Raw genomic sequence first — 19,529 nt, 5'->3', positions numbered from 1 at the left:
CCTGCAATTTGCAGGTCCCTTCTTGCGCGAGTAGGCATGTACCCATGGTTACTGCTGCTGCTGCTTACGCCGCTATGTCCGCTGACGGTCCTCTGGAGAAGACCACCATCGAACGACGCGAGCTCGGTCCACTGGACATTCTCATCGACATCAAGTTTGCCGGAATCTGCCACTCCGACATCCACTCCGCCCGAAATGAGTGGGGCGGAACAAAATACCCGGTTGTCCCGGGCCACGAAATCGCGGGTGTAGTTGCCGCGATCGGCTCCGAGGTGACGACGCACAAGGTCGGCGACCGCGTGGGTGTCGGTTGTTTTGTCGACTCCTGCGGGGAATGTGACATGTGCGTCGCCGGTGAGGAGCAGTACTGCCGCACCGGAGTGACCGGCACTTACAACGCCAAGGGTCGCGACGGCGAGCGCACCCAAGGTGGGTATGCGACGTCCATCGTCGTCAACGAACACTTTGTTCTTTCGATCCCCGACGGCATCGAACTCGATGTCGCGGCGCCACTTCTGTGTGCAGGTATCACGTTGTACTCGCCGCTACGGCACTGGAAAACCGGACCGGGCACGAAGGTTGCGATCATCGGCTTCGGTGGTCTCGGCCATGTCGGTGTGAAGATCGCCAAAGCGATGGGGGCCGAGGTCACCGTCCTGAGTCAATCACTGAGCAAGCAGGACGACGGTCTGCGTTTCGGTGCGGATCACTACTACGCCACCAAGGACCCCGGAACGTTCAAGGAACTGCGTGGACAGTTCGATCTGATTCTCAACACCGTGTCGGTCAACCTCGACATCGACGCGTACATGTCGTTGCTCGCACTCAATGGAACCTTGGTCGAATTGGGATTGCCGGAGAAGCCGATCGAGGTGCGCGCGTTCTCGCTTGCCGCGAACCGTCGTAGCCTGGCCGGCAGCATGGTCGGCGGCATTCCGCAGACGCAGGAGATGCTGAACTTCTGCGCCGAACACGGAATCGGAGCCGAGATCGAACTCATTCCGGCAAGTGAGATCAACGTCGCTTACGATCGCGTGGTCGCAAGCGACGTCCGTTACAGATTTGTCATCGACACGGCCACAATCTGACCGCGGTCGCTACTGCGGGTTAGTCGAGTTGCTCGCGAAGGCTACTGAGAGTCTTCGCGAGCAACCGCGACACATGCATCTGCGATACCCCGACCTTCTCGGCGATCTGCGTCTGCGTGAGATTGCCGAAGAACCGCAGCATCAACACGGTCCTTTCCCGGTCAGGTAGCTTCTCGAGCAGTGGCCGCAGAGCTTCGTGATTCTCGACATTTTCGAGAGCTGCGTCGTAATCGCCGAGAGTTTTCCACCAGGGGTAGATCGTCGGTGTGGTTGGACGCAGCGCCGTCGACCGACACTGTTTGATAAGCGTTTCCGGCGATGAGCGCTTGGGCTACTTCTTCGCGTTCGACACCCAGCGTCGCCGCAAGTTCGTCGACGGTCGGAGCGTGCCCCAACTGCTGTGACAGCTCGCTGATCGCCTGGCCGAGTTGGAAGTGCAATTCCTTCATGCGGCGAGGAACGCGGACCGCCCAGCCGGTGTCCCGGAAGTGTCGACGGACTTCTCCCATGACAGTGGGGACGGCAAACGATACGAAGTCCGATCCACGACTGACATCGAACCGGTCGACCGCATTGACCAGACCCAGCCGTGCGACCTGAACAAGGTCGTCATGTGCCTCGCCGCGGCCGTCGAAGCGCCGGGCAATGTGCTCGGCCAGGGGCAGGCAGCGCGTGATGAGCGCGGCCCGCACTCGCTCGTACTCAACTCCGTGACGATCGAGGGTGTCCAACTTCTCGAAAACGGCTATGACGTCTCGATACTCGTCTGTCGACCGACGACGCGGCCGCGGTGGGCCATGCTCGGGCGATGCCCCGCGAGCGGACGATGTCACTGGCGCCTGCCGTCGGCTTTGGTGAACTTCATAGTCGTGATGTACCCGGCGCCATTCGGATCTTCTTCTTGATCAAGGGAAATCGAGTCGGTGAGGGCGGTGAGGACGTGCCACCCGAAGGATCGCTGGTCGGCACCGTCGGACTCAGCTGTCGTGGTCGCGACCGAAATATGTAATTGGGACGCCGCGTAGACAAATCGGCACACCAGTACAGAATCGGGGAGAGCTCGGACGATGAGATGCGTACAGATCTCATCCATGGCCAGCCTGATGTCGGCGATGGCGTCGAGGTCGAAGCTCTCCTGAATCGCGACGGTCGCAGCGAGCGCCCGCAATATCGACAGTTGGTCAAGGGTTGCCCGGATTCTCAACTCGACGACGGGTTGAGTGCGATCCTGATCGGGTTCGATTGCGCTGAGATGTGGCATGAGTTCTCCGGATCGTCGTACCAGGTGCCGGCCCCGGACGCTGGTGCGGTGAACCATACCGACCGATACGATCACAGACACCCCTATACAGAAAATATCTACGCCGGTGCGCAGACGCTTAATGGGGATTACCTCCAAAGGGTGCAGTTCAAACCACAACTCTGCGCAACCTCGACCACCAGCTCGTGACGTGCGACCGAACCGAACGCTCACACCGCGCTTGTGACCTCCGTCATCTCGGGGTACTGTTCCTAACCGAGGTTGAGCACACAGCCGATGAGGGATTATCCATTATTTATGGGGCCCGATATCGCGTGCGCCCCTGGTGGATGTCCCCCGTTTCTTTGCACAGTGTATGCCGTTGCGGGATGGGAGAACCATGACTGTTGTTCCAAAATCATCTGTTCCAGGATCGCCTCTTTCCGGGCCGTCCGTCTCTGGATCGTCTGTCCCTGGGAAGGCGAACGTAGGTTCGAAACCGGGCTTTTCGTACGCAGGTCGAGGTTCGCTCGACTACGGTCCGCCGCCATCGGCGACGTCGACCGCCTCGTTTCGCGCGAACAAGGTCAGTGCCTCTACGGTCGTGATTTCGGTTCGCGGTGAAATCGACTTGTTGAGCGTCAACGCATTCCGTGATTATCTGTCCAGCCAGGTTGTGCCGGGTCGGACCCTGGTTGTCGACATGTCGGATCTCGAATTCATGGGTATGTGCGGGTTGTCGTCGTTGTCGATCCTTGCCACGCTCACCCGGGATGCCGGCGGTGCTCTTGCCTTGATCTGTGGTCGACCCGTTCAGCGTCTCCTCAGAGCCGCCGGCCAGGAATCCATGTTCGACTGCTACACCTCGTTGGAGCACGCAGTCGGCCTCGGCGAAACCAAACGTTTCCTTGCCTGAAAGCGCTGAGTCATACGGCGTCAAGGAGTATCGGAGATACAGCGTCAAGGCGAATCGAACTTAAGGAGAATCGGGTCGCTCACCGAGCTACTTCGCTTCGGTGAGCGACTCTGTGCGCCCGCGTGCGGGGCGGCGCGGTGACGCAGCGACCATAGGTCCGCACAACTTCGCCGGCCACGTGTTCCCACGAATACGATTCGCACATCCTGGCTCTGCCCGCGCGTGAGAACAAGGCTCCTTCCTCAGCGTTGTCGAGCAAGTGCCGAACCACCCTCGCGGTCTGCTTCGGATTGTCGACCGGAACGCGGTGCCCGGTCAGTCCGTCCACCACGGTGTCGCGCAGCCCGCCGACCGGTGTTGCAACAACGGGAACACCGCAAGCCATAGCTTCGAGCGCGACGATGCCAAACGGTTCGTAGCGGGCCGTGCAGAGCAGTGCGTCCGCCGACCGCATCAACTTCGGCAGCGACTGGTGGGGAACGCGGCCGAGAAGTTTCACTCGATCCGCGACGCCCAGTCGTTCGGCGAGCTTCTGCAACTGCGTGGCGATCTCGTCGGTAGGCAGACCTGACGACGGTGGACCGCCGGCCACCACCAACTCGGTGTCGGGCAGCGACGCCAGAGCCGCTATCGCGACGTCGAATCCCTTCTGCTCTACCAACCTTCCGACGCACAACAATCGGTGCGGCGCGTTTCGTTTTGCCCGCGGCCCCTCCGGAGTGAAGTGGTCGATGTCGACGCCGGACGGAACCATGGTCGTCCGCGAGCGAGGCGAGCCGAGCCGGACGAGATCGAACACCTCGTCCGAGCTCGTCGCGATTACATGCGTCGCACCCTTCGCAACCAACTGCTCCAGATGGGAACGCTCCGAGGGGTTTTCGTCAGACAAGCCGAGATGGCGCCGTTCCGTGATACCGAGCGAATGGAATGTTTGCAAAACCGGGATGCCGAGAATCCTCGTTGCCAGTTCCGTGGCTATACCCGACATCCAAAAATGCGCGTGCACTACGTCGGGCCGGTCCAGAGTCCACAAATTCCGTAGTTCACTACCGAATTCGCCGAGATACTGCAGTAGTTCCTTGTCACTCAGCGCATGCAGCGGACCGGCTTCGGCATACACGACGGTATAACCACCACGTGCGCGAACACGGTCGGGACCGTGCGCACTCTGCCGCCGCGTGTACACCGTAACGTCATGGCCCGCGCGAACGAGCGCCGAGGACAACTCGTCGACGTGCAGATGCTGGCGTCCGGCAACGGAATTGCCCACCTGAGCCAGTGGGTCCGCATTGACCGACACCATGGAGATATTGAGCATTCGTCCGGGTGCGATGGCGGGCGAATAAGTCATCTGGGCGCCTCTCGGTTGACTGTTTCGTCTTCGGATACCCCCAGTGCATGATCTGAACCGGGTTTCGCTGCGCCCCGGGATGGGCACATTTCAAACACGCAAGGTGAGGAGTGGATCGATGACCGAACAGGTACTAGTCGACGCGAGTGTGGGGCTCGGATTCCAGCGGTACATCCAGTCGGTGGCCGAGGGCGTCGGCGCAGGAATCGAGCAATGGTGCTGCCGGGGTGAGCATCCGATGGAGGCGTACATCGCCCTCGATCGAGAGGTGCCACGTTTCCCCGGCCGGGAAGTTGCATTGCTGTGGGAGGAAACATGTGGTTGGGCGTTGGCAGTGGAAACCCGATCGGGTGAGGATCTGATCGTTCTCGGATACTTCGGGGACGACGCAGTGCCCACTGCGGACGTGGTCGCGGCATTCGGCGCGAGCGTCGGCACTCCTGACGCCCGGATGCGTCGACGCGCCTCGTGGACCAACGATCGTCCGCTGGCAGATTCCGATCGGACTGCGCGCCTGCTCCGTCAGTACGGTCACGACGCGAACTGATCGAATCCGCCAACTCACTACGTTCAGATCAACTAGTTCACTACGTTCAGATCAACTAGTTCACTACGTTCAGCGCCGGATCCAGGACCGGCGCTGACGCCGCCTCTGTGTCCAGATCATCCATCAGCCGGAACACGATGTGCCCGCCGATTGCGCCGCCGACACCGATGGCGCTCAGCCCGACCAGTGAAAGCAACCGCGCGAGTAACGGCGGCGGGGAATCGTTGCTGCGCAAGAAGTACGACACCAGGAAAGCGTCGATGCCTACCGCATTGCTCGCGGCGTGGACGAGCCCGACCCGGCGCGCGATCGTGTCGCGTTCAGACCAATCGAGCCAGCCCGTGATGAGGGCGGGCGGTGTTGTGACCAGTCCGAGAAGGATCAGGTTGCGCACTGTTTTCGGGTCCCGCACAACATAATCGAACACAACGGATGCAGTCCACGCTCCGATGGGGACAGCCACCAGTGCGGGATGTAGCGGGTGCTCGACTGGTGATCCACGAAGGATCGACGCAACTTTGCGCGTAGCCGGTGAGCGTGAGGTTGCGTCGAGGATTCTGCGTTGAAGCCCTGTGGACGGACCGTCCAGTTGGTCGGCGGATTCGATTCTGCGGAAAAGGTTTCCGATATTCATGTAATTCGGCTACCCCAGGTGCCGCCGGGGAAACCCGCTTGTCGGGGCTGTGTGCTCAGGCGTACGGTCGAATCGAAAGAGATCCGATCCGAGGAGCCAACATGAAGCTCAATCTCTTTGCGGCCTGGGCGTCGTACTTCCTGGTTCTAGTCACTGTGGTCTGTCTGGGCGGATTCCTCTTCGCGGCCGGATCAGGCAACGCCGGCTGGGCGCTGGTTTCGGGGTTGGCGGCAGCGGTGTCCATAGGCCTCATGATCGCGCTGTACAGCGGAACCGTTCGGCACGATCACAAGGTGCATCGGGAAACGCCCCACTTGTTCTGACTCTCCATCAGGCTGTTCTGAATATCATCAGGACTCGGCGAGTCGAGCCTTCTCGATCTCGACGTCGAAATCGGCTGGCGGCCATGACAGGTCGAGGCTCTCGAATGCGTCGATCAACAGTTCGGTGACGGCGATGCGGCTGTACCACTTGCGATCACACGGCACGACGTACCACGGGGCGTGCTCGGTGGACGTCTTGTCGAGCATCGCCTGATAGGCCTCTTGATATGCGGGCCACAGTTTCCGTTCGGTCACGTCGCCCGGGTTGTACTTCCAGTACTTCTCCGGCCGGTCGAGTCGCTCCTGCAGACGTTTCTTCTGCTCGTCGAGCGACACGAACATCGCGACCTTGACGATGGTGGTGCCGGCGTCGACCAGTTCCTTCTCGAACTGATTGATCTCGTCGTATCGTGCTCCCCAGACATCCGGCGGCACCAGATCGTGAACTCGCACCACAAGAACGTCCTCGTAGTGGGAGCGGTCGAACACCCCGAGATAACCGCCGCGGGGGAGTTGCTTCTTGATCCGCCACAGGTAGTGGTGCTGCTTTTCCTCGTCTGTCGGAACACCGAAGGACGCGTGGTCGACACCCTGTGGATCGACGTGCCCCACGACGTGGCGGACCATTCCGCCCTTGCCCGAGGTGTCCATTCCCTGCAGGACGAGGAGGACTGACCGCGAGTCACCCGAGCGACCGTTGGCATACAACAGTTCCTGCAAGCCAGACAGCACGGCGCCGCGTTCTTCGAGGAGACGCTCGCCGTCAGCTTTCTTCCCGGTGAATCCCGGAGTGCTGTTGCGGTCGAGACCTTCGAGATCGAAGCCAGGCTGTGATCGAAGGATCGTCACGGCCGGTGTTTCCCACAGCGAGTCGTCTGTCATACCCGGAGACTGTGCCACAGCCGAGGTGGCCTCCGTGGGAACTTCAGGCTCAGTCGTTTTCGGGAGCGATCAGCGGATGGGGCATGGATTTGAACTTGGCCGGCGAACCCTTGACGGCGGCGATACCGGTGATGCCGCCCCACGTCATCATCGTCAAGTAGTCGATCAAGGATTCAGCGGACATCGACTTGTTGGAGATCCACCAGTGCGTCGCCAACTGAATACCGCCGACGATGCCGTACGCCCACGGCAGAGATCCGCCGGAATCCATTTCCATCTCGCGCAGACGATTGCCCAGCACCGTGGACAGGAGTTCGGCGATCATTCGCTCCGACTCGGCGACGACGTCACGACTTGCGCCGGCTCCGTTTGCCATGACATAGAGGTAGATCGCCGGGTCCGACGCAACAGTCTCGACATACGCGGTGATCGTTGCGTGTGTCAGTTCGAAATCGTCGAGTTCGTCGCTGATGGCCTGATAGATGCGCGGCGCGAGAATTGTCTCGACGTACCGCATCATCGTGGCCGTCGTCAGGTCGCTCTTATCGGTGAAGTAGCGATAGAGAACAGTCTTGGACACGCCGATTTCGGACGCGATCTCATCCATACCGATTTCACGGCCACGCGCCCGGATCGCTGCGATGGTGCCGTCGACAAGCTCCTCACGTCTGGCGATCTTGTGTTCGCGCCAGCGTCGTTTGCGTCCGTCGGACTTCTCGGGCTTCGTGTCAGCGACAACTGGGCCGTCTACCTGCTCGTTGTCCTGCACAGCGTTCTTAGCCACGGGGTATCTCATATCTGTGGTGCGATCCACGTCCGAGCGGTCTCATTCCGTTTCAGCTTAGTGTCCGGGGAATTACGGTGGGCACGCACCTGCGGCTTCGACGCACCAGCGACAAGCTTTCGGCACAATGGCAAGGGTGCAGCAATTGAGCCCTAACGCTTTCGACTCGACTTTCGGCGACGACGCCAAGCGTCGGGACCTCCGCAAGATGAAGTTCTTCGCGACCGGTCTCCTCGGTTTCGCGACGGTCGTCTATCTGTTCTGTCGATGGCAGGAATCACGCGGCGCGGGCGAGTGGGTCGGGTACGTGAGGGCTGCGTCCGAGGCGGGAATGGTCGGCGCGCTGGCGGACTGGTTTGCCGTCACGGCGCTGTTCCGTCACCCGATGGGCATACCGATTCCGCACACGGCGATCATCAAACGCAAGAAAGACCAGCTCGGGGCCAGTTTGAGTTCGTTTGTCGGTCAGAACTTCCTGGCCCCGGACGTTGTGTCCGCGAAGGTGCAGCAGGCACAGATCCCGCTGCGGCTCGGGACGTGGATGGCAGAGCGAGACAACGCTGCGCGTGTTGCCGCGGAGACGTCGACGATCTTGCGGGGACTGGTAGAAGTGCTGCGCGACGAGGACATCGCGCAGGTCATCGACCACACGATCGTCAAGCGGTTGGCAGAACCGATGTGGGGCCCGCCGATCGGCCGGGTACTCGGTGAGCTTCTGAAGGAGAACAAGCAACTGCCGATCATCGAACTGCTGGCCGAACGCGCTCATCAGTGGGCGCTCGGCAGTCAGGAGACCATCGACCGGGTGATCGTCCGGGACTCTCCCGCGTGGTCGCCGAAATTTGTCGACGCGATGCTCGGCGAGAAGATCTACAAGGAACTGGTCGAGTTCACGTGGAAGGTGCGGGCAAATCCCGAGCACGAGGTTCGGCTGGCGGCCAATCGCTTCCTGATCGATTTTGCGGACGATCTCCAGAACGATCCCGAGACGATCAAAAAAGCCGAGGGCATCAAGGCCGAGATCATGGGGCGAGAGGAAGTCACCGGACTCGCGTCGGCGACGTGGAAGGTCGCGAAGCGGCTGATCATGGAATCGGTCGACGATCCCAACAGCACCCTGCGGACCAAGGTTGCCGAGAACGTCGTCGGATTGGGCATCCGCCTGCGCGACGACGAGTCGATGCGAGGGAAGGTCGACGGGTGGTTGGCCGCCGGTACGACGTACATCGCGGAGAACTACACCGACGAGATCACCGGTGTCATCAGCGACACCGTCGAGCGCTGGGACGCCGAAGAAGCAAGTCGCAAGATCGAGCTTCAGGTCGGTCGTGATCTTCAGTTCATCCGCATCAACGGCACGGTGGTCGGCGCGATAGCCGGTCTGTTCATCTACACGGTGTCGACGCTGATCTTCGGCTAGTAATCGGCCCTCGAATGTGACGTGCACCCCAGTGCTAGCAGTAGTGCTTGCAATAGTTAGCACCCTCTCCTACTCTGGGAAATGTCCACAGGAAAGGGAAGACGCAATGTCTGCGAAGTCGACGAACTCCGATGAAGGAGAACGTGAATCATCCGGTGCCGCAGCCGGAGCCAGCGACTTGGCAGCGCGCGTCGTCAGCTCTGCGGCACACGACATCGGGGGATTCATTCGTGCGCAGCGCGAAGCCGCACAAGTCTCGATGCGCCAACTTGCACAGCTCGCCGGTGTAAGCAATCCGTACCTCAGCCAGATCGAACGAGGCCTACGGAAACCGTCAGCCGACGTGCTCGCGCAAATAGCAAAAGGGCTCCGAGTGTCTTCGGAAGTCCTCTACGTCCAGGCCGGATATCTCGAACAACGGCCACATAGTCCGATCCGTGACGCCGTACTCGCAGATACCTCCATCAGCGAGCGACAGAAACAAGTGCTGCTCGAGATCTACGACTCGTTCTGTCGGGAGAACGATTCGACGCGGCCCGCTGCAGTAGCCCAGAGCGCAGCCCCCACCACAATTCCGGACTCAGACCTCCCAGAAGGAGAACAACATGACCGATAAGACCGCCATCGACAACGTCAAGACCTCGATCTACGCCGCAGTCGGCGCCGGCGACCTCGTCGTCCAGGCCGTTGCCGACGTTGTTGCCCAGGTTCGTGAGCGCGCCGAGACCAGCCAGGACGAGGTCACCGGCCGCGTCGACGGTGCACGCGAAAAGTTCGCCGCAGTGCAGGGCGACGTCGTGGAAAGCGTTGAGGCTCTTCGTGAGCGTCTCGCCGGCCTGCCGTCCGAGCTGCCCGAGGAGCTTGCCGAGCTGCGCGAGAAGTTTGCACCCGACGAGCTCCGCAAGGTCGCCGAGGCATACCTCAAGGTTGCAGGCGATCTGTACAACTCGCTGGCAGAACGCGGCGAAGATGCAGTTGAGCGCATCCGCAAGCAGCCGGCCGTCGAAGAGGGCATCGCCGCTGCGGAGTCCGCTCTCGGTGACGCCGTCGAGCTGACCGAAGACGCACTCGGAACCGTTGCCCGTCAGACGCGCGCCGTGGGCGAGCAGGCTGCCAAGCTGGCCGGCCGCGCTGCCGGACGCATCTCCGACACCGCCGAAGAGGTTGGCGAGAAGATCTCCGACGCCGGCGAGAAGATCGCCGATGTGGGCGACGAAGCTGCGCTCAAGGTCCTCGACCTCGGCGACCAGGCAGACGAGGCTTCCAAGGAAGCTGCAGCTCGCGTGACCGCTGCCGCATCCGACGTCCAGGAGCGCGCAACAGCCGCTGCCAAGAAGGCTGAACCCGCCAAGGCTGCACCGGCCAAGGCTGCGCCGGCGAAGGCTGCTCCCGCGAAGGCTGCTGCCGCACCGGTGAAGGCTGCTCCGGCCAAGACCGCTGCACCAACGAAGGCTGCACCGACCAAGAAGGCTTGATCGGCAGGCTCGACAAGTGAGAAGGCTCCTGCGCTCTCGGGTGCAGGAGCCTTCTGTTCGTGATGTCGGACTACGGAAACTAGGATGTAAGACGTGGTAGCTGTGGATGGCATTATCGGCCTGATTTTTCTCGCACTGAAGTTGCTTGCCTTGGCAGGTGCTGTCTTCGCGATCGTGCATGCCGTGCGGCAGCGCCCTGACGCGTTCACCGCAGTCAACAAGCTGACCAAGCCGATCTGGCTTGGCATCCTTGTCGTCGCGGCTTTGGTGTTGTTGGTGACGTCTCCGGTGGGAATGCTGGGCATCATCGCGGTAGTCGCAATCTGCGTCTATCTCGTTGACGTGCGGCCTCGCGTGGACGACATCCAGCGCGGTCCGCGCTGGTAGCGCGTCTTTCGCAGTTCGTCCCCACCGGGGTGGCACTATGCGGTGCTATTGTGGGTTAACGGCAGTCACACATAGATTGCCGGTCCTCGTGGGGAGTGAACTGCGATGTCTGTCGAGCATGACCGATCTACGAACGATCGGCGCCCATCCCGACTGACGCGTGCCGGTGACCGCCAGGAAACAGCGTCCAAGCTCCTTGCCTCGGCTGCCCGCACGTCCTACGACCCGTTGATCGAAATCGACTGGGAAGCTCCCGTCCCCGACGACCTGTACGGGATGAGCCCCGAGTGGTGCAGCCTCTACGGCACGCCGATGTGGGACGAGATGACGCAGCAACAACGCATCACGCTCACCATCCACGAGGCCGCCAGCATCGCCGGCACCGGCATCTGGTTCGAAATGATCCTCATGCAGATGCTCGTCCGCGACATCTACTTCCACGATCCTTCCACGGCGCACGTGCAATTTGCGCTCACCGAAATCGCCGACGAATGCCGGCACTCCACGATGTTTGCGCGCTCCGCAGCCAAATTCGGCGTCCCGTCCTACCGCCCGAATACCTGGATCCGCACCGCCGCGCGCCCGTTCAAGGCCACGGCCACCGGATCCCTGGCCTACGGCGGAACACTCTTCGCCGAAGAAATCCTCGACATGATGCAACGCGAATTCATGCGAGACACCCGAGTACAACCGCTCACCCGAACCGTCAGCAGAATCCACGTGGTCGAAGAAGCCCGCCACATCAGATTCGCCCGCGAGGAAACCGTCCGACGAGCAGCCAACATCACCCGGTTCCAGCAAGCCCGCGTCCGGTTCGTCCTTGCCGTCACCGCTTACTTCGTGGTCACCAGCCTCGTGAACAAGAACGTTTACGCAGCCGCCGGACTCGACGCCGAAGCGGCAATCCACGCCGCGAAAAACAATGTCCACTACCACGACATGGTGCGTCGAGGATGCGCGAATACCGTCGAGTTTCTTACCGAGGTCGGCCTGATCGGCGGCCCGTCAACGATGTTGCTGCGCCGAGCGCACATCATCTGACACCCATCATCCGTATCGATTTTCTTTCGAATTCAGTCAGGAGTACATGCATGTCCAGCAGTTCGCGAACCACCACACTCCGGGTATTGGCCGGAGTTGCCGGAGCCGGAGCGTTTGCGGCAGCCGTCGCCGCTATCCGTCGTCGTAGCTCCACCAGAGGGCTCACTCTCGTTGCCGACGTCGAACCGAACGCACTCTTGCAGACCCCGACGTTCAAAGCGGACATCAGCGAACTGACCACCGAAGACGGCGCGATCATCAACATCCGGGCATACGGCCCCGTCGACGGTGATCCCATTGTTCTCAGTCACGGCTGGACCTGCTCAACCGAATTCTGGTACCCACAGGTCAACGCGCTGGCCGGCGAGTACCGGGTCATCACGTACGACCAGCGCGGACACGGACGCAGTACTGTCGGCACTCTTCCGCTTGGGCCCGACGTACTCGCCGACGACCTCTCGGCAGTGCTCGGAGCGACCGTCCGTGAAGACAAGAAAGCCGTCATCGTCGGACACAGCATGGGCGGCATGAGCATCATCGCGTGGGCCGGAAAGCACCCCGGCGACGTCAAGAAGTACGCGTCGGCGGTAATGCTGGCCAGCACGGCAAGTGACCGTCTGATTGCCGAAACCATCGTGATTCCGCTGCCGGAACGCTTCCCGCGGGTGCCGGTTCCGGTCGGCCGCGCCATCCTCAGCTCGCCCGTGCCATTCGTGTCCTCGGGCGCGATGACCAAGGCGATCCAGTACGTCTCGATGTCGCCTAACGCCACCAAAGCCGAAGTTCAGTTCTGCGAGAACATCGTTCGAGAGTGCAAGCCGCGCATCCGCGGCGGTTGGGGAGCGGCCCTGAGCACTCTCGACATTCACGAGGGACTCGACAATCTCGAAGTGCCGACCACCGTGCTCGTCGGATCACTCGACCGACTCACGCCACCCGTCCACGCACGCAAACTCGCGCAGGTGCTCGACGAAGCAGGCAACCTCGAACGGCTGATCGTGATTCCCGGTGTCGGTCACATGTCGTCCATCGAGAGCATCGACGAATTCGACCGCGAGATCGTGCGGTTGCGCAATCTCTAGCTGAACACCACAGTCTTGCGGCCGTGCACCAACACCCGATCTTCGAGGTGCCAGCGCAAACCGCGGGAAAGAACAAGCTTTTCGATATCGCGACCCTGGCGGACCATGTCGGCAACATCGTCGGCATGGTCGACGCGGATCACGTCCTGCTCGATGATCGGGCCGGCATCCAGTTCCGCGGTGACGTAGTGGCACGTCGCACCGATCAGCTTCACACCCCGAGCAAAAGCCTGGTGGTACGGGCGGGCCCCGATGAACGACGGCAAGAAGCTGTGATGGATGTTGATCGCGCGGCCCGCCCAGTGCTCGCACAGTGACTGCGGCAGAACCTGCATGAACCGAGCCAGGACAACCGCGTCCGGGTCATGGGCGTCGACCAGGGCGCGCACCTTCTCGAAGGACGGTCCGCGTTCCGCCGGGTCCTTGGGAAAGGGAACGTGGTGGAAGTCGATCCCGTGACGCTCGGTCACGCTGCGCAAATCCTCGTGGTTTCCGATGACGGCGCTGATTTCGGCTGGGAGTTCGCCGCCGGCCGCGCGTCCGAGGAGGTCGTGAAGGCAGTGACCTTCCTTGCTCACCAGCAGGACGATTTTCTTGGGAGCCCCCGAATCGTGCAGCGTCCACTCGGTTTCGGGTCCGATCTCGGCGGCAACGGCCTTGAAACGCTCACGCAGTTCCTCGATGCTGATACTCACCGACGATGCCCGCACTGCCTGACGAGTGAAGAACCAACCGGTGTCCGCGTCAGCGTGATACGCCGCTTCGACGATCCAGCCACCGACATCGGTGAGGAAAGACGAAATGCGCGCGACGATGCCCGTCGTGTCCGGGCAGCCGAGGGAGAGTACGTAGCGTCGATCATCAGTCGAGGGTGCAGCGGTCATACCGCCTAGTCTCTCAGGTGTCGCAGTGCCGCTCGACGCATGGTCGTATGCCAAGCTTTCTTTCATGGCCCACGCTGCGCTCACTCGTTCACAGGTTGCCGCAATGGTCGACCACACCCTGCTCAAACCCGAAGCCACGGCCGCTGACGTCACGGCGTTGATCGACGAGGCCCGGGAATTGGGCGTTCTCGCTGTGTGCGTCTCACCGTCGATGCTGCCGATCCGGGCCGACGGTCTGATCACCGCCGCTGTGGTCGGCTTTCCGTCCGGCAAGCATCACTCCTTGGTGAAGGGTGCCGAGGCTCGTCTTGCCGTTGATCAAGGTGCCCGCGAGATCGACATGGTCATCGATGTCGGGGCAGCACTCGCCGGTGACTACAACGCTGTGCTTGCCGATGTACTCACCGTCCGTGAAGCCATGGGCGAGCACGCGGTGCTGAAGGTGATCCTCGAGACTGCGGCACTGCCCGACGAAGCGATAGTCGAATGCTGCCGCGCGGCAGTACATGCGGGCGCGAACTTCGTGAAAACTTCCACAGGTTTCCATCCCGCCGGCGGGGCAAGCGTCGAGGCTGTTGCGTTGATGGCCAAAACCGTCGGGCCGTCGGTGGGAGTCAAAGCCAGCGGTGGAATCCGCACGACGCAGGCAGCACTCGACATGATCGCTGCCGGTGCCACCCGCCTCGGGCTTTCGGGAACCCGTGCTGTGCTCGACGGTCTGGGGGAGTAGCACTGGATTACCCGATCGGAAGTGATTCAGACCTGATTCAAAACGGTGGCGGGTCGTTGCCGTAGTCGACGGGTTTGTGGGGCACCTGCTTTCGGGGCACATGTTTTCGGGGTGTGGAGATCGGGAAGGTTTGCCGCCGTTTGCGTTCCGCATTCTTCGCCGCCCGGTTTTGAATCTTGACGCGGCGATGTTTGCGTTCACTTCGGATGTGGGCGGCTTTGTTTTCCAGTCGTGTTCGTCGCGGTTTGCCGCCTTCCGGTGGCGGTGGTTCCTGCATCCCCGCGAGTAGTCCGGCAGCCCTGGTGCGGTAGCAACGCCCGGTCTGTGAGGTCAGGGTGATGCTGCGATCCGGATTCGGGTCCAGTTGCCACTTCCCGGAGTGCTTGAGGCGGTGGTGGTTGCGGCAGAACGCGCTCAGATTCGACGCGACCGTCTTCCCGCCCTTCGCGGGGTTGGTGTGGTTGAACGGATCGTTGTGGTCGAGGTCGCAGTTCCAGGCCGGGACATCACAGTGCGGCCATTGGCAGCTGCCCGCGATGACCCGCAGCCAGGTGTCGAGTGCGGCCCGGGGGCGGTACACAAACGCCGACGCAGGCACAGGTGTCGGTTCGGGTTCAGCATCTGCCGGGACTCGCACTTCCCGAACGTCTGCGTCTTTCGCGATGTCGCGGGCATGCTCAGCACTGATCACCCCGTACCCGTCGAGATGCGCAGGTTCATCCGATCCTGCGCGCAGGGCGGAATCGTGTATCACCACATGCACCAACGGCCTACGAACAATAACGAGACCGCTACGGTCCTGCGGGCAATCACCGCGCTCGCAGTCGCACATCAACACCGTCGAACCACTCACCAAAGCGCCCAACGCGTCGGCTCGGCGCTGCTCATACGTACGGGAATCATGGCGGCACACCGACATCGCCAATTCCCGCAATCGGCCGTCGAAGGCGCGGGCTTGTTCGGCCGGGATGCTGCCGAGGATGCGGGCCATGCCGTCTTCGGCGGCGCTGACCCCCACGAACCTGTCCGCCAGGGCTCGGCGGCGTCGTTCTCGCATTCCTTCCGGATCGACGCGGGCGACGATCCGGTCGATCGCCGCCGTCAACCGCCGACCCGTCAAACCGGTACCGCCGTCCACGGGTGGAGCCAACACCTGCTCGAGCAGCAAGCGTTCGACCTCGTCGATCAGCTCGTCACCGACATTCGCGGTCGCGGACTCGATCAACCCCACCCGGTAGAAATCGAGTTCGCCGCGGGCCATCGCCGCCCGCGTGCGATGCAACCGCGTCTTCAACGCAAAACCCAAACCGATGAGCTTCCCGGCAGCAGCACGGCCCATCGTCAGGACTGCGCCGACCTCGGATTCGGCCAACTCGTGCGCCGACGACGTCCACGTTCCGCCGTCGACATGCTCAGCGCTGCGGCGGGTGAAGAACTCCGCCACCACCGCCAGTTTCCGCTCGACCAACATCGCTTCACACGAATGCAACTGGGCCATCAAATCAACCAGGGCGCAATCGGTTTCGGTACCACTCAGCTGTGCCGAGATACCGAAACTCCCCACCCCCGGATCGAACATTCCCCAACCGTAATCGAAATTCTGTTCGAATAGAACGGTTATTCGAAATCAGTCGGAAAAGTCCGATAACAGGTAGAGATCAGGTGAGAATTCCGCAGCTGTCAGGGACTGCGGATGCATTCTGGGCCGAGGCATTGGCAACGGGCATCGCGTAGGCGCCGCCCTCGAGTGAAATCTCGATCGCGTCATCGGTAACGGTGAGCTCGGTGGGCTTCATGTCCAACGGGTAGGTCTGCAGGCTGTCGGTCAGAGTCTGGACGATGCCGTCGACCAGGTCGGTCGGAAGTCCGAATCCCAGGATCTCGGCGCCGACGGTTTGTACGTCGACAACTCCGTTCGAGATAGTCGGCTTGACCGTGAGCTTCGCGAGACCTGCCGGTCCGACGTCGAAGGCCAAAGTTCCCGCGGCGGAATCAGCCGTGACACCGGTGACAAGTCCGCCGAAGGTCTGTTCCTGGAGGGTGGCCAGGATTCCGGCAGTGGACCAGGTGACATCGGCGCTCGAGCTTCCGATGGTTCCGCTGTTTCCGTCGGACGGTTGGAGATTGATGTCGTTGACCTTTGCGTGGACCTGCATTCCCGTTGCCGGCCCGAATGACGAATCGTCACTGTCGATGGTGATGTACGGGACCTTCTTGTCGATGGCCTGAAGCAGGACAGGCTTCCAGCTCAAGCCCACGTCTACCTGCGAGCCGAGTTCACTCTGAAACTGGTCGGCCATGCAGCTTTTGACTTGATTGCGAACGTAGAGTTCTCCGCCGACAAGCGCTGCGACCAGTACAGCGATCACGACGAGCAGGATGATGAGCACACGATTGCGCGGGGGCGCGTTGTTTGCTGCGACAGTCATCTCAGGGATTCTTCCCGACGACTCTGAACGAACTCTGTGAATACGCGCCCATCCGATACTGTGATCTGAAACACAGAATGCCGTAGCCTGGCGGAAAAGCGCTCCAGACGGTCACCGGAGGTGGTCATGGCTCCAGACTATGAAGCACTCGAATCGTTGGCACTGCGCCAATGTGGGTTTGTTGCGACTGATCAGGCCGCCGCCCTGGGTTTTTCCGGCAGTGACTGGGACTGGCTCTTGGAATCCGGAACCTGGATTTCGGAGTGTCCGGGGCTGTTCCGGCTGGATCGGGTGCGCCGCACCGCGATGGACGAGTTTGCCAAATGGTGTACGTGGTTTGCCGGCCGAGCAACCGTTTCGCACTACAGCGCTGCCGAACTTCACGGTCTCGGCCACTTACAACCACGGTTCCTGCACTTGTCCGTCGGAGTGCCCGTTTCGGCGCCGACTCGTCAGCTTGCTCTGCACCGATGCTTGCTCGCGGAATCGGAATGCGAGCAGTTCGGAGCCATTCGAATTACGACGCCGGTGCGTACTGTCCTCGACATTGCGTCGGGTGGCATTTCCCAGGACCTGCTCAACGAAGTGGTGTCCGACGGCGTCGCGATCGGTCGACTCGACGCCCATGAGTTGTACCGCTCGTGCGAGAACGCCGCCGTCGACGTGGCTGTTCGCGTGGAATTGGCACTCACCGCAAGCCTGTAGTGGTAACCGACCTTGTGCCAAATGCACCAATTTGGCGAAAAGGGTAGTTGCGTTACAGGCAAAGGGATAACGTCACGGCATCAAAGCAGATGGACACTTGTCCTAGACACCTGTACTGGACGCCTGTCTGCTCCGTCGTCGAGAGGGATGTCTGTGAGTGGTGTTCGCCGTGTTGTCGGTGGTCTGAGTGTGTTTGCTGTTGCTGCGGGTTTCGTGGCGGTTGCGGGTGTCGGGGTTGCGGGGGCTGCTCCGGTGACGGCTGAGTTCAATTCGAGTGGTTACAAAATCACTCGAACAATCAGTGACGGGACGCCGTCCGAAGGTGATGTGATCACCTCCACCACGGTATTCAAGCGGACCGACTTTGTGGTCAATTATCTGTACGCGGTTCGGGATTTTCATCCGTCGTGCATGACGTATGTCGCGGGTTCGGCGAAGGTGAACGGGAAGGCGTACGCGCCGGAGACTCCGGTGAGCACTGACTCGGTGCGCGTGAGCGCGAGCATCACCGATTGGCCGTTGTATCAGAACAATACGAAGTCGTTCGAGTTTCAGTATCGGGTCGGCGCAGGGTGTGAGCGCGGTAATGATTTGGCGAGCACAGTGCATTTCGACGGTTCGGCTTGGGTGAATGACACGACAAGCGGTCGTGGTCCGTCGATCAATGTTCGGAAGAACGTCTCGACGACCACCGTGTCGCCGGTCAGCAGTGCCCAGGTGGGGCAACCGGTGACGTTGAGCGCGACGGTGACCGGTGGCGCCGACGGTGATCCGGTGGAGTTCTTCGACGCCGGTTCCAAGATCGGCGCCGGCACGCTCGCCAATGGTGTTGCCACACTTGACTGGACACCGACCACTCGTGGGAATCACTCGATTACCGCGAAGTTCGCCGGCACCGCGAGAGCTGTCGAGTCGACATCGGCGGCGCTGAACGTGAACGTCTCGCAGGCTGATTCTCCGTCGACTACCGCGCTGGCACCGATCTCGGGCGCTCAGGTGGGTAAGTCGACCACCCTCAAGGCGACGGTGTCTGCGCCGGGAACGGGTGGGACGGTGACATTCAAGGTCGGCGCCACGGTTCTGGCTTCGGTGCCGGTCGCAGGCAATGGCGAAGCCACTTACGCCTGGGTTCCGACGGTTGCGGGCGCGCAGACGGTTGAAGCTGTGTTCGCGGGCCGATCCGGTGTCACCGGGTCGAGCGCCACAGCGAGTACGACAGTTGCCGAGCAACCAGTCGGAACGACAAATTCCACAACAGTTCTCAGCGCCGGAGCGGGTCAAGTCGGTGTTGCGCAGACCGTTTCGGCTCAGATCAACCCGGCAAACGCCGGTGGCACAGTCACCTTCAAGGACGGTGAGTCGGTCATCGGCACTGCAACGGTCGATTCTTCCGGTAAGGCCGGCATTTCGTGGACGCCGGCAACTCAGGGCCAGCGCGTCGTAACGGCCGAGTACTCGGGCGCCGGAACAGTGACGGCTTCGGCCGATCAGGTCTCCGTTCAGATCGCAGCACCCGTCGACGGCGGAGGGCCCGGTACCGGCGGAACAGGTTCGCTCGGCAACCTCGGAAACATCTTCGGCTCCTAAGGCATTCGACACCTGGTGATGCCC

At 61.5% G+C, this 19,529-nt stretch carries 21 protein-coding genes and 1 pseudogene; 13 read left to right on the top strand and 9 right to left on the bottom strand.

Annotated elements, in window-relative coordinates; genetic code table 11:
- Positions 1 to 44 precede the first annotated feature (44 nt).
- Entirely contained in the window at positions 45 to 1,088 is a 1,044-nt protein-coding gene (locus C7T36_RS05350) for an NAD(P)-dependent alcohol dehydrogenase (protein ID WP_045063923.1), read from the top strand.
- 19 nt (positions 1,089 to 1,107) lie between these two features.
- On the opposite strand, the pseudogene C7T36_RS05345 reads toward C7T36_RS05350, so the two are convergent.
- Together C7T36_RS05345 and C7T36_RS05340 are read right to left on the bottom strand one after the other, a co-directional pair.
- Positions 1,108 to 1,921, bottom strand: a pseudogene (locus C7T36_RS05345) (SigB/SigF/SigG family RNA polymerase sigma factor).
- Positions 1,918 to 2,349, bottom strand: a complete 432-nt coding sequence (locus C7T36_RS05340) for an anti-sigma factor (RefSeq protein ID WP_033235536.1) — start codon at positions 2,347 to 2,349, stop codon at positions 1,918 to 1,920. Before C7T36_RS05340 ends, C7T36_RS05345 begins: the two are co-directional and overlap by 4 nt.
- Before the next feature lie 355 nt (positions 2,350 to 2,704).
- On the opposite strand from C7T36_RS05340, the gene C7T36_RS30740 reads away from it, so the two are divergent.
- Positions 2,705 to 3,244 carry an STAS domain-containing protein gene (locus C7T36_RS30740; RefSeq protein WP_342393910.1) on the top strand — a complete coding sequence of 180 codons (540 nt, stop codon included), beginning with the start codon at positions 2,705 to 2,707 and terminating at the stop codon, positions 3,242 to 3,244.
- A gap of 79 nt (positions 3,245 to 3,323) precedes the next feature.
- On the opposite strand, the gene C7T36_RS05330 is transcribed toward C7T36_RS30740, so the two are convergent.
- Complete coding sequence (locus C7T36_RS05330; protein ID WP_045063920.1) at positions 3,324 to 4,595, bottom strand: glycosyltransferase; 1,272 nt, start codon at positions 4,593 to 4,595, stop codon at positions 3,324 to 3,326.
- Between the two features lie 118 nt (positions 4,596 to 4,713).
- Between C7T36_RS05330 and C7T36_RS05325 the strand changes: the two genes are divergently transcribed.
- A complete protein-coding gene (locus C7T36_RS05325) occupies positions 4,714 to 5,142 on the top strand; it encodes a DUF6292 family protein (protein ID WP_045063918.1) in 429 nt (142 codons plus the stop codon).
- Positions 5,143 to 5,197: 55 nt separating this feature from the next.
- Here C7T36_RS05325 and C7T36_RS05320 read toward each other — a convergent pair whose 3' ends face one another.
- Positions 5,198 to 5,776 (bottom strand): DUF2231 domain-containing protein, encoded by a 579-nt coding sequence (locus tag C7T36_RS05320; protein WP_045063917.1) that lies wholly within the window; start codon positions 5,774 to 5,776, stop codon positions 5,198 to 5,200.
- A gap of 101 nt (positions 5,777 to 5,877) precedes the next feature.
- Here C7T36_RS05320 and C7T36_RS05315 point away from each other — a divergent pair, with 101 nt between their 5' ends.
- Positions 5,878 to 6,099 carry a hypothetical protein gene (locus tag C7T36_RS05315; protein ID WP_033235535.1) on the top strand — a complete coding sequence of 74 codons (222 nt, stop codon included), beginning with the start codon at positions 5,878 to 5,880 and terminating at the stop codon, positions 6,097 to 6,099.
- A 27-nt stretch (positions 6,100 to 6,126) separates the two neighbouring features.
- On the opposite strand, the gene C7T36_RS05310 is transcribed toward C7T36_RS05315, so the two are convergent.
- Entirely contained in the window at positions 6,127 to 6,981 is an 855-nt protein-coding gene (locus C7T36_RS05310) for a polyphosphate kinase 2 family protein (RefSeq protein ID WP_045063916.1), read from the bottom strand.
- Between the two features lie 49 nt (positions 6,982 to 7,030).
- Positions 7,031 to 7,765: a TetR/AcrR family transcriptional regulator gene (locus tag C7T36_RS05305; protein ID WP_033235533.1), complete on the bottom strand. Its 735-nt coding sequence runs from the start codon at positions 7,763 to 7,765 to the stop codon at positions 7,031 to 7,033.
- 136 nt (positions 7,766 to 7,901) lie between these two features.
- Here C7T36_RS05305 and C7T36_RS05300 point away from each other — a divergent pair, with 136 nt between their 5' ends.
- The 6 genes from C7T36_RS05300 to C7T36_RS05275 all read left to right on the top strand — a co-directional run bounded on the left by C7T36_RS05300 (position 7,902) and on the right by C7T36_RS05275 (position 13,170).
- Positions 7,902 to 9,185: a DUF445 domain-containing protein gene (locus tag C7T36_RS05300; RefSeq protein WP_033235788.1), complete on the top strand. Its 1,284-nt coding sequence runs from the start codon at positions 7,902 to 7,904 to the stop codon at positions 9,183 to 9,185.
- A gap of 106 nt (positions 9,186 to 9,291) precedes the next feature.
- Positions 9,292 to 9,801 carry a helix-turn-helix domain-containing protein gene (locus C7T36_RS05295; RefSeq protein WP_033235532.1) on the top strand — a complete coding sequence of 170 codons (510 nt, stop codon included), beginning with the start codon at positions 9,292 to 9,294 and terminating at the stop codon, positions 9,799 to 9,801.
- Complete coding sequence (locus C7T36_RS05290; RefSeq protein WP_045063914.1) at positions 9,791 to 10,660, top strand: heparin-binding hemagglutinin; 870 nt, start codon at positions 9,791 to 9,793, stop codon at positions 10,658 to 10,660. Before C7T36_RS05295 ends, C7T36_RS05290 begins: the two co-directional genes overlap by 11 nt.
- Positions 10,661 to 10,753: 93 nt before the next feature.
- Positions 10,754 to 11,047, top strand: a complete 294-nt coding sequence (locus tag C7T36_RS05285) for a DUF2516 family protein (protein ID WP_033235530.1) — start codon at positions 10,754 to 10,756, stop codon at positions 11,045 to 11,047.
- Between the two features lie 105 nt (positions 11,048 to 11,152).
- Positions 11,153 to 12,088 carry a diiron oxygenase gene (locus C7T36_RS05280; RefSeq protein ID WP_045063911.1) on the top strand — a complete coding sequence of 312 codons (936 nt, stop codon included), beginning with the start codon at positions 11,153 to 11,155 and terminating at the stop codon, positions 12,086 to 12,088.
- Between the two features lie 50 nt (positions 12,089 to 12,138).
- Positions 12,139 to 13,170 carry an alpha/beta fold hydrolase gene (locus tag C7T36_RS05275; protein ID WP_045063909.1) on the top strand — a complete coding sequence of 344 codons (1,032 nt, stop codon included), beginning with the start codon at positions 12,139 to 12,141 and terminating at the stop codon, positions 13,168 to 13,170.
- Here C7T36_RS05275 and purU read toward each other — a convergent pair.
- On the bottom strand, positions 13,167 to 14,054 hold the full coding sequence (gene purU, locus C7T36_RS05270) for a formyltetrahydrofolate deformylase (RefSeq protein ID WP_033235527.1): 888 nt from the start codon (positions 14,052 to 14,054) through the stop codon (positions 13,167 to 13,169). The two genes, C7T36_RS05275 and purU, sit on opposite strands and share 4 nt — an antisense overlap.
- A gap of 64 nt (positions 14,055 to 14,118) precedes the next feature.
- Between purU and deoC the strand changes: the two genes are divergently transcribed.
- Positions 14,119 to 14,784, top strand: coding sequence for a deoxyribose-phosphate aldolase (deoC, locus tag C7T36_RS05265; protein ID WP_033235526.1), 666 nt, complete (start codon positions 14,119 to 14,121; stop codon positions 14,782 to 14,784).
- Positions 14,785 to 14,821: 37 nt separating this feature from the next.
- On the opposite strand, the gene C7T36_RS05260 is transcribed toward deoC, so the two are convergent.
- Complete coding sequence (locus C7T36_RS05260) at positions 14,822 to 16,363, bottom strand: HNH endonuclease signature motif containing protein (RefSeq protein WP_045063908.1); 1,542 nt, start codon at positions 16,361 to 16,363, stop codon at positions 14,822 to 14,824.
- A 79-nt stretch (positions 16,364 to 16,442) separates the two neighbouring features.
- Positions 16,443 to 17,213 carry a DUF2993 domain-containing protein gene (locus C7T36_RS05255; RefSeq protein WP_033235524.1) on the bottom strand — a complete coding sequence of 257 codons (771 nt, stop codon included), beginning with the start codon at positions 17,211 to 17,213 and terminating at the stop codon, positions 16,443 to 16,445.
- Positions 17,214 to 17,339: 126 nt separating this feature from the next.
- Here C7T36_RS05255 and C7T36_RS05250 point away from each other — a divergent pair, with 126 nt between their 5' ends.
- Together C7T36_RS05250 and C7T36_RS05245 are read left to right on the top strand one after the other, a co-directional pair.
- Positions 17,340 to 17,918, top strand: coding sequence for a hypothetical protein (locus tag C7T36_RS05250; protein ID WP_045063905.1), 579 nt, complete (start codon positions 17,340 to 17,342; stop codon positions 17,916 to 17,918).
- Positions 17,919 to 18,065: 147 nt separating this feature from the next.
- Positions 18,066 to 19,505 (top strand): Ig-like domain-containing protein, encoded by a 1,440-nt coding sequence (locus C7T36_RS05245; RefSeq protein WP_045063902.1) that lies wholly within the window; start codon positions 18,066 to 18,068, stop codon positions 19,503 to 19,505.
- Positions 19,506 to 19,529 lie beyond the last annotated feature (24 nt).

The sequence above is a fragment of the Rhodococcus sp. AD45-ID genome (assembly GCF_003023755.1).
Classification (GTDB): domain Bacteria; phylum Actinomycetota; class Actinomycetes; order Mycobacteriales; family Mycobacteriaceae; genus Rhodococcus_F; species Rhodococcus_F globerula.
Note: the sequence above shows the minus strand (reverse complement) of the source record. Positions and strands in the feature narration are given on the sequence as shown.